At 63.7% G+C, this 12,037-nt stretch carries 12 protein-coding genes; 10 read left to right on the top strand and 2 right to left on the bottom strand.

Annotation, left to right across the window (positions count from 1 at the left end; all coding sequences use genetic code 11):
* Positions 1 to 324 precede the first annotated feature (324 nt).
* Together Q4610_RS20765 and Q4610_RS20760 are read right to left on the bottom strand one after the other, a co-directional pair.
* Positions 325 to 1,080, bottom strand: coding sequence for an energy transducer TonB (locus Q4610_RS20765; protein ID WP_304537753.1), 756 nt, complete (start codon positions 1,078 to 1,080; stop codon positions 325 to 327).
* A 4-nt stretch (positions 1,081 to 1,084) separates the two neighbouring features.
* Entirely contained in the window at positions 1,085 to 3,166 is a 2,082-nt protein-coding gene (locus Q4610_RS20760; RefSeq protein ID WP_304537752.1) for a TonB-dependent receptor domain-containing protein, read from the bottom strand.
* A gap of 131 nt (positions 3,167 to 3,297) precedes the next feature.
* On the opposite strand from Q4610_RS20760, the gene Q4610_RS20755 reads away from it, so the two are divergent.
* The 10 genes from Q4610_RS20755 (at position 3,298) to speD (ending at position 11,809) form a co-directional block, all read left to right on the top strand.
* On the top strand, positions 3,298 to 4,086 hold the full coding sequence (locus Q4610_RS20755; protein ID WP_304537751.1) for a DUF4198 domain-containing protein: 789 nt from the start codon (positions 3,298 to 3,300) through the stop codon (positions 4,084 to 4,086).
* Between the two features lie 32 nt (positions 4,087 to 4,118).
* Entirely contained in the window at positions 4,119 to 4,607 is a 489-nt protein-coding gene (locus Q4610_RS20750) for an EF-hand domain-containing protein (protein WP_304537750.1), read from the top strand.
* Positions 4,608 to 4,908: 301 nt separating this feature from the next.
* On the top strand, positions 4,909 to 5,895 hold the full coding sequence (locus Q4610_RS20745) for an SPFH domain-containing protein (protein WP_304537749.1): 987 nt from the start codon (positions 4,909 to 4,911) through the stop codon (positions 5,893 to 5,895).
* Positions 5,896 to 5,901: 6 nt separating this feature from the next.
* Positions 5,902 to 6,585 carry a DUF4178 domain-containing protein gene (locus Q4610_RS20740; protein ID WP_304537748.1) on the top strand — a complete coding sequence of 228 codons (684 nt, stop codon included), beginning with the start codon at positions 5,902 to 5,904 and terminating at the stop codon, positions 6,583 to 6,585.
* Positions 6,578 to 7,918, top strand: a complete 1,341-nt coding sequence (locus tag Q4610_RS20735; protein ID WP_304537747.1) for a DUF4178 domain-containing protein — start codon at positions 6,578 to 6,580, stop codon at positions 7,916 to 7,918. Before Q4610_RS20740 ends, Q4610_RS20735 begins: the two co-directional genes overlap by 8 nt.
* Positions 7,915 to 8,061, top strand: coding sequence for a hypothetical protein (locus Q4610_RS20730; protein WP_304537746.1), 147 nt, complete (start codon positions 7,915 to 7,917; stop codon positions 8,059 to 8,061). The genes Q4610_RS20735 and Q4610_RS20730 overlap by 4 nt, the downstream gene beginning before the upstream one ends.
* Before the next feature lie 9 nt (positions 8,062 to 8,070).
* On the top strand, positions 8,071 to 8,283 hold the full coding sequence (locus Q4610_RS20725; protein WP_119744051.1) for a DUF350 domain-containing protein: 213 nt from the start codon (positions 8,071 to 8,073) through the stop codon (positions 8,281 to 8,283).
* On the top strand, positions 8,276 to 9,814 hold the full coding sequence (locus tag Q4610_RS20720; RefSeq protein ID WP_304537745.1) for a polyamine aminopropyltransferase: 1,539 nt from the start codon (positions 8,276 to 8,278) through the stop codon (positions 9,812 to 9,814). The genes Q4610_RS20725 and Q4610_RS20720 overlap by 8 nt, the downstream gene beginning before the upstream one ends.
* Positions 9,804 to 11,414, top strand: coding sequence for an NAD(P)-binding protein (locus Q4610_RS20715; RefSeq protein ID WP_304537744.1), 1,611 nt, complete (start codon positions 9,804 to 9,806; stop codon positions 11,412 to 11,414). Before Q4610_RS20720 ends, Q4610_RS20715 begins: the two co-directional genes overlap by 11 nt.
* Positions 11,411 to 11,809 (top strand): adenosylmethionine decarboxylase, encoded by a 399-nt coding sequence (gene speD, locus Q4610_RS20710; protein ID WP_304537743.1) that lies wholly within the window; start codon positions 11,411 to 11,413, stop codon positions 11,807 to 11,809. Before Q4610_RS20715 ends, speD begins: the two co-directional genes overlap by 4 nt.
* Positions 11,810 to 12,037: the final 228 nt, after the last annotated feature.

Genomic DNA, 12,037 nt, shown 5'->3' with positions numbered 1-12,037 from the left:
ACGCTGTAGATCCCCACACCTCCCTGACTCGGCAGAAAGGCTTCAAGGTGGACGACTTTTACGCCGCCCGCAGCAGGACTATCCCGCCGCTACCGTGGTCGAATATTGCTCCGCCGTTCTCAGTAAACTGGATGCCGTTATTGGTCAGCACGGTCGCCGCCTAAGACGGCTGCAATCCCCTGCCAGATCGGCAAGCGCCGCAAGCGCTACTTCGATTGACTCGACTCTGCCCGCCTCCCCTGGTTCTTCGGCAACCAGAACAACGAGCGCGCCATTCCCAACAGCCTCCGGCCTCAGCGGAGGCTCTCTGAAACAATGTCGTCGCTATGCTGGCAGGGTGAAGATGATCGGCGCCGTGAACTCGATGCGCTCGCCTGGCAGTTCGGCGGGTGCGCGAGGATAGGGGGAGGCGCGACGCAGCATCGCTTCGGCCTCATCGTCCAGCACCGTATTACCCGATCCCTGGACGATCGCACCTTCCAGCAACATGCCGGCGCGGTCGAGGACGAAGCGGACCTCCACCCGCCCCTCCTTCCGCCGCATCCGAGCCAGGCGGGGATAGATTTTATGGGCGTAGAGCCATGATCGGACCTTGGCGGCATAGCTGCGGCTGGTGCCGGGGGGCGCTTTCACGTCCAGGCCCTCCGCGCCGCCGCGGCGCGGGATGAGCGCGGCCGACACGGCGGCCGTGGCTTGCAAAGCGGGCGACGATGGCGCTGCGGAGGGATTAGCTGTCGGTGCGGCCGCCGGCATCGGCATGGAAAGGGAAAGATGCGATGGCACTGCCACGACCGGAGGCGTGACAGTGATCCTCGCGGTCGGCTGCGGTGCGGGCGGTTGCCTGGCCGTTGGGGGCTGAACTGGGGCAGGCGTACTGGGCGTTGCCGTCTCCGCCTCTTCCTCGCCCTGCTCCGTGCCTTTGAGCTGGGCTAGCGACAGGACCGTCAGCGCCGGTGCTTCGCTCCGGCGGCTGACATGTCCCATGCCAAGGTTCAACAGCACTGCGATCAGCAAGCCGTTGACCAGCAGCGATGCCGCCGCCGGCCCGCCGATGCGGAAAGGATGCGCTGCCTGTGCCATGGCGTCAGAATGTGTTCGCCACGGTGAACTTGAAGCTCTGCCCTTCCGCGGCGAGCGAGGAAAGGTGGCGACGATATTGTTTGTCGAACATGTTATCCACGGCGATGCGGAATTCGAAGCCCCTGGCCGCGCCACTCTGCGGCTTGAAGGCGAAGAACAGGTTATGGACTGTGTAGCCCGGTGTCGGCAGGCCCGATCCGGCCGAGGCGAAGGCGCCGGTCGTCACCTTGTCCTGCCGCTCCGCAAACTCGCCGGTCCAGCCGCCCGACAGGCCGCTCGCCGCATCGGCATAGCCCAACGTCAGGCGATAGTCGTTGGCCGGAATGGTATTGAGATAATCGCCCGTCAGCCGGTTTTTGCCGTCGATGAAGGACGCATTGCCGCGTGCGAAGAAACCGCCCATGCCATATTCCGCCTCGACCTCCAGCCCCTTGAAGCGCGAGCGGTTGATATTCTGGAAATAGGGTGTGCCCGCCGCAGCCGTGACATTGACGATCAGATCCTTGACATCATTCTGGAACAGGGTGGTCTTGGCACGGAAACGGTCGCCTTTGCCCAGCATGTCGTCGAAGGAGAAGGTGAAGCCGACTTCGACATTGTCCGATTTCTCTGGCCGCAAGTCGGGATTGTTGGGACGGGTCGCCGAACGGGTGAAGATTTCATCGATATTGGGCATTCGCACGGTGCGCGCGACCGATCCGAACAGGCCGAACCAGGGCGTGACATTGTAAAGCGCTGCCAGCTTGGGCGACACGCCGCTATCGGTCACAGTGTCGGTCAATATCGTACCGCCGACGACCGTGGCGCCGGGTTTCAGCTTCGTCCAGTCGACGCGGACGCCCGGCATGATCGTCAGCTTGTCGGACCAGACGATCTCCAACTGGCCGTAAAGGCCATAGCGATGCATGTCGCCTTCGGGATGGGTGCCGGCGCCCGGCGTTACCGCGCCATTGAGCGCAACGCGCGGGTTGCGCCGTTCCTGCTTGCTCCACTGGCCGCCCAGGATCAGGAAGGTCGTCCAGTCGCCGCCCATGGCGAACTCGCTGGTGTTCTGGACCTTCGCCTGCCAGCTTTCATAGGAGAAATCGGAATAGGCGAGCGGGCCGAGGAAGGTCGTTTCGGTCTGGTGCACCTTCGACAGCGAATAGGCGACCTGCGCCTCGACATTGAAGAGCTTACTGCCGTCGAAATCGTTGACATAGCCCAGCACGGCGGTCTTGTCGTGCACGCGGCGGCGCATCAGTGCGGCGCCGGTGGCGGCAGAAATCTGGTCATAGACCTGCGGCGCGTCGCTGATCCAGTCCTGATAGCTGGCCCAGATAGCATGCTTCCTGTTGCCGCCGATCGCGACCCGGCCCTTGACCAGCCAACTGTCGGACAAGGTGGCGGAGGCCGCAACGATATCGCCATTCCCACTCTTATAGTCGTCGGTGCGGCGATAATTGTAGCTGCCCAGCAGTTCGACGCCGTAGGTCGGCTGGACCGCGACGATGCCGGACAGGGTGTGCGCCTGCGCATTGGTTTCGGTCGCCGCTTTCAGGCGGATCGCCAGCGGATCGCCCTCGCCCAGGAAGTCCGACGCATCCTTGGTCGTGAAATTGACCACGCCGGCCAGCGCCCCGGCGCCGTAGAGGGTCGAGGAGGCAGGGCCACGCAACACCTCCACCCGCTTGTACAGTTCCGGCTCGGTGAACAGCGCCCCCATGCGATATTGTTCATAGAATTTCGTGACGCCATCGACCGTCAGCAGGATGCGGTTGTCGCTGTCGCCGATCGCGGTGCCCATGCCGCGAATGTTGAAGCCCTGGCCCAGTTGACCCACGCCGCCCTGGACGTTGACGCCCGGCATCCCTTCCAGCAGGTCGCCGATCGTCGTCGCCTGGACCTGATCGATATCGTCCTGGTCCAGCGTGCTGACCGCCTGCGGCGTGTCGATCGCGACCTTTTCGGTGCCGGCGGAAATGACCATCCGGTCGAGCGCCATGCGTGTCGTTTCCGGTGCATCGGCATCATCCTGCGCCCATGCCTGGATCGGCGCAACGATCAGCGCGATTCCCGACAACAACGTCAATTTGGTCTCCATCATATATGCGGCCCCCATTTTTCGGTACATGACATCGAGCCTGGTTCGCCCGATCAAGGAGGCAATTATCAGCTTAATATGATATTGCAAGTGAGTCTCATTAGAATTAAAGATCGATGCAGAAAGGGGACATCATGAAGACATCACCAATCCATTCCATCGCCCTGCTGCTGACCCTAGCCGGCGCTTCCACCGCGCAGGCGCATATGCCCTATGTGCTGCCGACCCTGTTCGATGTGGGCAAAGGTGATCATATCACCGTCCAGTCCGCCTTTGCCGAAGACGCCTTCCTGCCCGAAGTCGCAATGCGCGACGCGCCCTTCCATCTGATCGGTCCAGACGGAAAGGATCTGCCGACCGGACCTGTCACTCATTTGCGCGACCTCAGCATCTTTGAGGCGGCCATCCCTGCCGATGGCACTTATCGCGTGACAAGCGGCCAGCGTGCCGGGCGCAAGGGCAAGATGTTCAAGCAAGGCGACACATGGGCCATGCGCGGCGAAGGCGCCGAACCGCCTGCCAATGTCGAGCAGGTCGAGGTGCAGAGCATGACCCTGGCCGACGCTTATGTGACGCGCGGCCAGCCGACCGAAACGGCGTTCAAGCCCATGGGCAAGGCATTGGAAATCCAGCCGATCACCCATCCCAATGGCATCGTCGCGGGTTCCGGCGCCATTTTCGTGCTGTTGTTTGACGGCCAGCCGCTCGCCAATGCAGACATCACCCTGTTCCGCAGCGCCGGCCTCTATGACGGACGCAAGGTGGCGGCGCAGGTGAAGAGCGGCGCCGATGGCCGCTTCACCCTGAAACCCGATGATGCCGGCACCTATCTGATCCTGGTGCGCCATCGCAGCGCCGCGCCGGCCGGGTCGGAAACCCCCTATCGCAGTTACACCTACACCCTGACCTTCGACGCGGCCTGAGCGCCGCATTCCCTATATCCAACGGAGACCATATGAAATTCCAGCTTGCCTTGACCGCCGCCTTTTTGACGCTCGCCGGCACCGCTATGGCCGCGCCGCATGAAGGATCGGCCTTCATTCACGACTATGACGCCGATCATGACGGCCAGGTCAGCCGCGCCGAATTCGACACTGGCCGCGTCGCCCGTTTCAAGGCGACCGACGCCAATGGCGACGGCTGGGTGTCGGAAGATGAATATGTGCAGGAATATAGCGGGCGACTGGAACAGCAACTCGCCGCGTCCGATCGCAACGAAGAGAAGAAGGCAGAGGAGCGACAGCGCCAGATCCGCCAGACCCATGTCCGCTTCGGCGTGCTGGACAAGGACAAGGACGGCAAGATGTCCCAGGCCGAATATGACCTGTCGGGCGCGCGCGCCTTTGCCGGGCAGGACAATGACAGGGACGGCATCGTGACCGCCACCGACGCCGCAGCAACTGCCGCGCGCCAGCTTGCCGCCAGGGAGAAGGTCGCCCAATAATCGCTGCTGGCAGCCGTTCCCGGCATGGGGGTGCCCTCAATCGCGGTCGGCACCCCCATGCCGTCAGGGAAACCCATAGGCTTGACAGCGACATTCGCCGCTTGACGCTCAATCATGGGGTAGCAGACAGTCCGTTTCCTGGAATAAGCAACAGGCGATTGCGCGTCTCGAACGGGGCGCAAACCGCATTGGATCGCAAACTCAGACAAGATCAGAAAAATGTCGTCAGCGTCATATGCCGCAATTTCGCTTGTCCCGCGAACCTACTATTCTAAACTGACGGTCGGCGCAGGGGAGTGACATGGGCATATTGGATTTTCTGTCGAAACAGTTCGTCGATGTCATCGACTGGGTGGAAGAGCCGGGACAACTGGGCTGGCGCGTGCCGCTGGCCGACCGTGAGATCCAGAATGGCGCGCAACTGACGGTGCGTGAGGGGCAGATTGCCGCCTTCTTCAACGAAGGGCGGATCGCCGACATGTTCGGTCCGGGCCTCTACACGCTCGACACCGCGACCTTGCCGCTGATGACGGCCATCATGAACTGGGACAAGGGCTTCAAGTCGCCCTTCAAGTCGGACGTCTATTTCTTTTCCGAAAAGGAGCAGATCGGCCTGAAATGGGGCACGGCGCAGCCGGTGACGCTGCGCGATCCCGAATTGGGGCCGCTGCGCGTTCGCGCCTTTGGCAGTTACAGCTTCCGGGTCAAAGAGGTAGCCCCCTTCGCCTCGCGCATCATGGGCACGCTGGGCGAGGTGAAGGTCGCGGATATCGAGCCGCAGTTGCGCGCCGCGATCCAGACCGCGCTTGCGACCGGAGTGGCCGGCGGCGGCACCGCATTCCTGGATCTGGCGGCCAGCCAGGCCGCTTTGTCCGAAGCGCTCAAAGCCGCGGTCGCGCCAGCCTTCGCCCAATGGGGGCTGTCGGTCGAAAGCTTCTTTGTAGAGAGCCTGTCTTTGCCCGAAGAGGTGCAGAAGCATCTCGACAAGGCGAGTTCGATGCGCGTGCTGGGCGATCTTGACCGCTACGCCAAATTTCAGGCAGCCGAAGCGATCGAGACGGCGGCGGCGCAGTCTGGCGGCGTGGCAGGGATCGGTGCGGGCGCGGCGGCCGGGCTGGCCATCGGCCAGGCGATGAGCGGCGCGCTGGGCGGTGCGGCGGCAGCACCGGCTCCAGCAGAGGACCCGTTCGCGCTGATCGAAAAGCTGCACAAGCTGCTGGACATGGGGGCGCTGACCCAGGCAGAATTCGATACGAAGAAGGCGGAACTGCTGGGCCGCATCCGTTAACCGCAGATGCAGTCGGTCGCCTGTCCCACGTGCGGCGCGGAGGTCATCTTCCGCTCGCCGGCGCTGCCCGTCCGGGTGTGCGACTATTGTCGCACCCTCGTCGTCCGCTACAATCAGGGTGCGCAGGGCAAAATAACGGAAAATGGGGGGGAGTCGTCGATCCTGCCCTTCGACATCAGCCCGATCCAGATCGGGACGGAAGGCAATTGCTTCGACCAGAATTTCCAGATCATCGGCCGGGTGCGCTGGGCCTGGGACGATGGCGCCTGGAATGAATGGCTGATGCTGCTGGCTGACGGCAGCCACGCCTGGCTGGGCGAGGCGATGGGCCAGTTCATGGCGCTGCGCGAGATGGAACTGGCCGGATCGCTGGCGCAGGTCATTCGCCGCCTCATGAACGATACGCCGGTCAAGCCGGGCGAAAGCGGCAATATCGCCGGACAATCCTATGAAGTCGCCGATGTCCGCACCGTGCGGTGCATCGGTTGCGAAGGCGAACTGCCCTTCACCGCACCCGTCGGCTGGGAGGCGCTGAGCGTCGATTTTCGCAATCGCGACGGGCGTTGCGCCTCGTTCCAGAAGGACCGGCACGGGCCATCCCTCTATGTCGGCCATCATGTGACGCTGGCCTCACTCCAACCGCGCAACCTGCGCCCGCTCCCCGGCTGGAGCCTGCCCGCTTATGGCTGAGGATGGCAGCGTCCGTTCCCTGTCCTGTCCGGCCTGCGGCGGGACGATCACGATACGCGCGGCGGGTTATACGGTCACGCTGGCCTGCGAATATTGCGGCACGCTGATCGACGCGACCGATCCGGCGGGGCGCATCATTACCCGCTACAATGAAATGCAGGCGTCGCTCGCGATCCCGCTCGGCACGCGCGGCACGTTGCGCGGCGTGGAATGGGAAGCGATCGGTTGGCTGCAACGGTCGGACGGCTGGGCGACATGGGAAGAAACCCTGCTGTTCAATCCTTATGAGGGCTATCGTTGGCTGATCGCGCAGAATGGCCAGTGGAGCCTGGGCACGATGCTGACCGCCGCGCCGCAGCGCGACGGGCCGGACCAGATCGTGGGCCGCGGCCGCTTCACCCCTTTTTACAGCGACAATACCGCGCGGGTGACGCGCGTTGCGGGCGAATTCTACTGGCGGGTGAAACCGGGCGAGGAAGTGCGCGCGAGCGACTATGTCCGCCCTGGCTCCATGCTCAGCCTGGAGCAGGATGATCGGGAGAAAAGCTGGACTATCAGCGAATTGTTGACCGGACGCGAGATACGGGCCGCCTTCGATGTGGATCCGCCGCCCGTCTGGATACCCGGCATGACGCCGCTGGCGCATCAGCCATCGCCCTATGTCCGACGGATCAAGGGCTGGTGGCCGATCGCCGCCCTATCCTTCGTGGCGCTGCTGGTCCTGCTGGTGCTGTTCGGCCAGACCATGCAGCCGCAGAGCTTCAGCCTGTCAGTGACGCCCGATGGCCCCGCCGTGTCGCAGACATTCGGCCCGATCGCGCTGCCGCTTGGCAAGCAGGCGATGACGGTCGCGGCGTCGACGCCCGGCATGGAACAAGGCTGGGTGGATATCGACGTCGCCTTCGTCAATCGCAAGACGCAGGACAGCTATGACGCCTATGCCCTGAACGAACATTATTCGGGGCAGGATTCGGACGGCTACTGGTCCGAAGGCACCCGGTCGCAGACCTTGAAGGTTGCGAGCCTGCCTGCCGGAACCTACGATCTCGTCGTCGATGCACAGGCGCATCATTGGGGCAGTTCTGGCAACTGGGCCTTTGATCCGTCGAGCGGCACCTACAAGACTGAAGGACTGCCGCCGGTCGAGGTCAATCTGACGGTGGCGCGGGGCGCGCGCTTTGCGTCCAATTTCTGGCTGGCGGTGCTGATGATCCTGGTGCCGCCCTTGTTGATGCTCATTCTGCACATCATGTTCGAAAATGCCCGGCTGGCGCAGAAGGATGGTCCGCCGGCCGACGCTGACGACTGGTTGCGGGGGATGGAATCGCCATGAGCCGCAGCAGCTTCCTCTATGCCCTGTGGTGCCTGGCCATATTGGGCCTCTACCTCACCGCCGCGTCGCAGGGCTATTCCCCCTTCGCCGATGGTGGACGCACCGCTGGTGCCGCCCGCGCCTATGGCCCCACCCATAAATAGGAGACATCGATGATCATCTCTCTGCCGACCTTGCTCAATTCACTGGTCTATGCCGGGATCGGCATCGTCGTTTTCGTGGTCGGCTTCGTCATCCTTGACCTGCTGACGCCGGGCAAATTGTGGGAGGAGATACGCGACAAGCAGAATGTCGCCGTCGCCCAGTTTGCGGGCGCTATCGCCATTGCGATCGGCATCATCGTCGCCGCCGCCATTCATGGCTGACACATCGCCGCCGCCGACCGAGCGCAGGCGCACCGCGCTGGTCGGACTGCTGCTGGCCAGCGTGTTCGCCGTCGCGACCTGTGGCCTGATCTACGAACTGCTTGCAGGGACGATCGCCAGCTATCTGCTGGGCGACAGCGTAACACAATTTTCGATCGTCATCGGCACCTATCTGTTCGCCATGGGGGTCGGCAGTTGGTGTTCGCGCTATGTGAAGCGTGACGAACTGCGCCTGTTCATCCGGGTCGAAATACTCGTTGCGCTGCTGGGCGGCTGGTCGGCGGCGGGGCTGTTCCTGCTCTTTCCGCTGGTGGAGCAGTTCCGGGCGATCCTCTATGGCCTCGTCTTCGTCATCGGCTTTCTCGTCGGCCTCGAAATTCCGCTCCTGATGCGCATCCTGCGCGATCGGTTCGATTTCAGTGAGACGGTGTCGAACGTCCTGACCTTCGACTATGTCGGCGCGCTGGCCGCGTCGCTGCTGTTTCCGCTGCTGCTGGTACCGCATCTGGGCCTGATCCGAACCGGGCTCATGTTCGGCCTGCTCAATGTCGGGGTCGCGTTGCTCCTGCTGCTGCTCGTACCCGCGCGCGCCAGCCTGATGCGGGAGCGCATCCTGGCGCTGGTCGTGATGATCAGCCTGATCGCAGGCTTCATGGCGGCCGAGCGCATCCAGCGCTGGTCGGAAATCGCCGCCTATGGGGAACGCATAATCTATGCGACGTCCAGCCCCTATCAGCGGCTGGTGCTGAGCCGCCATGACGACGACATCCGCCTCTACCTCAATGGCAATCTGCAATTCTCTTCTCGCGACGAATATCGCTATCATGAAGCGCTGGTGCATCCGGCAATGGGCCGCGTCGCGCGCCCGACCAATGTACTGATCCTGGGTGGGGGAGACGGTTTGGCCGCGCGCGAAGTATTCCGTCATCCCGGCGTGCGCAGCGTCACATTGGTCGACCTCGATCCCGCCATGACCCGCCTGTTCAGCCAGACCAGCCTGCTGCGCGCGCTGAACGGCGATGCGCTGACCGACAAGCGCATGCATGTCGTCAACGCCGATGCCTTCCGCTGGGTGCGCGAGACGCAGGCGCGTTTCGATGTCATCATCGTCGACTTTCCCGATCCGGTCGATTTCTCGGTGGGCAAGCTCTATACCGAAAGCTTCTACCGCATGTTGCACCCGCATCTGGCGCCCGGCGGCATGGCGGTGATCCAGAGCACGTCGCCGCTGGTTGCCCCCGCCGCTTTCTGGACCGTGGCGCAGACGCTGGAAGCGGCCGGTTTCCAGACCCGCCCCTATCATGTCTATGTGCCCAGTTTCGGCGAATGGGGCTTCATCCTGGCCGGGATCGCCGATCCTGGCACGACGACACGCCTGCTGCCGGGTAATCGCTTCCTGTCGGACGCAACCGCCCGGCAAGCGCTGGTCTTTCCACCCGACATGGCGCGCCGCCCGGTGCCGGTGAACCGGCTCGACAATCAGGCGCTGGTGCGCAGCTTCGCAGAGGAATGGGCACGCTATGAAGGCTGACGCCGGCAGTCCAAGCAGGCGCGCCATCCTGAAGGGCGGCATGGCGGCGGCCACCGCGCTAGCCCTGCCAGCGTGCGAAACACCGATTGCGGGCAGCAGCGGCGGCGCGGACAGCACGCTTGGCCACCGTCTGCGCGACGGCACCTTCCCGGAACCAGTGCGCGAGGAGCGCGTGCCGGTCCTGATCGCTGGCGGCGGCGTGGCGGGGCTGACGGCGGGCTGGCGGTTGCGCGAAGCGGGCTTCGACGATTTCCGCCTGATCGAACTGGAAAGCCAGACCGGCGGCAACGCCCGTAGCGGCCGCAATGCCGTGTCCGCCTTTCCGCTGGGCGCGCATTACCTCCCAATCCCCAATGAAGAAGCGCGCGGGCTGCGTCACATGCTGCGGCAAATGGGGATGATCGTGGGCGATCGGGATGGCAAGCCCGTCTATGACCCGCTGCAACTGTGCGCCGACTTGCAGGAACGGCTGCTCTGGCAGGGGAAATGGCAGGAGGGGCTGGTGCCCAGGACCGGGCTCTCCGCCAAGGACAAAGCCGATCTCGCCGCCTTCGACCGCAGCATGGCCGATTTTTCCCGTCGCCGCGATGCCCAAGGGCGCCCCGCTTTCGCCATTCCCATCGCCTACAGCGCGCAGGATGCCGATCTGCTCGCGCTCGACCGGATCAGTTTCGCGCAGTGGCTCGACCAACGGGGCTGGACCTCGCCCGTGCTGCGCGCCCATGTCCGCTATGCCTGCCGTGACGATTACGGCACCGAACCGGGCGACGTCTCCGCCTGGGCTGGCATCCATTATTTCGCCAGCCGGCGCGGTTTTACCGCCGAGGGGGCGGGCGACAATGAACTGACCTGGCCCGAAGGCAATAGCCGCCTCACCCGCCTGATCGCTGATCGTTTGGGGGATCGCATCGCCACGGGGCAGGTCGCCTTTCGCGCCCGGCGCGACGAGAGCCGAGCAACAGTCGATGTGTTCGACGCGGCGCGGGGGACCAGCATCCGCTATCGCGCCGACGCGGTGATCCTTGCCATGCCCCACTTCATCGCCAGTCGCCTGCTGGGCGAGAAACCCGACGCGGCCTACAGCTACGCGCCCTGGTTGATTGCCAATGTCACGGTTGATCGCGCACCGGAGGGTAAGGGCAGCGGGCTTGCGTGGGACAATGTATCGGCCAGCAGCGCTTCGCTCGGCTATGTCGTCGCCACCCACCAGAGCGCCTCGCGCGCGGGGCCTACGGTGCTGACCTGGTATATGGCCCTGTCCGACATGCCGCCTGCATCCGCCCGCCGCTTGTTGGTCGAACGGTCCGATGCGGATTGGCGACGGCTGGTGCGCGATGATTTGTTGGGCATGAATCCCGACCTCGACGGCGCGATCCGCTCCATTGACCTCTGGAAGTGGGGTCACGCCATGATCCGGCCAACGCCCGGTTTCCTCTGGCAGGTCGCGCCGCAGCAGCGCGCAGTGATCCGCCCCCCCTTCTTCCGCGCCCATTCGGACCTGAGCGGGCTATCACTGTTCGAGGAAGCCCATTATCGAGGCATGGTCGCGGCTGAGGCTGCATTGTCCTCGATCGGCCACCCGCATGAGACGCTATTATGATCCCGCCCATGACCTATGATGGCCGGCACCTGCTGGCGGACCTTTACGGATGTCCCGTGCTGGCCGATGCCACGCTGATCGAAGCTGCCCTGCGCGCTGCGGCGGAGAGCGCCGGGGCGACGGTGATCGGCCTTCACCTCCATCATTTCGGTGAAGGACAGGGCATCACCGGCGTCGCCTTGCTCGCAGAATCCCACATGTCGATTCACACATGGCCCGAACATGGCTATGCTGCGATAGACATCTTCCTGTGCGGCGCGCGCCATGATCCGGCGGCGGCACTGGACGTGCTATGCCGCTATTTGTCGCCTGCCCGTATAAGTCAAAATATCATTCGCAGGGGTGATATTTCTGAGCTGAGACGAGAAGTGGACGGTCAGCAACTGGATCGCTGAAATTGATTGTCGCGAGGTGCATATCTTCCGACGACCAACCGCGCGCCTCGGTCTCGCCGCAATCAGAACAATGGCGCATCAAAGTGACGGTATTTGCGGGTGCCCAGCTATCAGGTACAGGTCAATCTGGACAGCATCATGTCCACAGTGGAGGTTGCGGTGGACATGATCAGCGCCGCGCCGGTCATGGTGACGGATCTGCTGCTGTAATGCCTTTTTGGGCAGGGG

Source organism: Sphingobium cyanobacteriorum (assembly GCF_030580935.1).
Classification (GTDB): domain Bacteria; phylum Pseudomonadota; class Alphaproteobacteria; order Sphingomonadales; family Sphingomonadaceae; genus Sphingobium; species Sphingobium cyanobacteriorum.
Note: the sequence above shows the minus strand (reverse complement) of the source record. Positions and strands in the feature narration are given on the sequence as shown.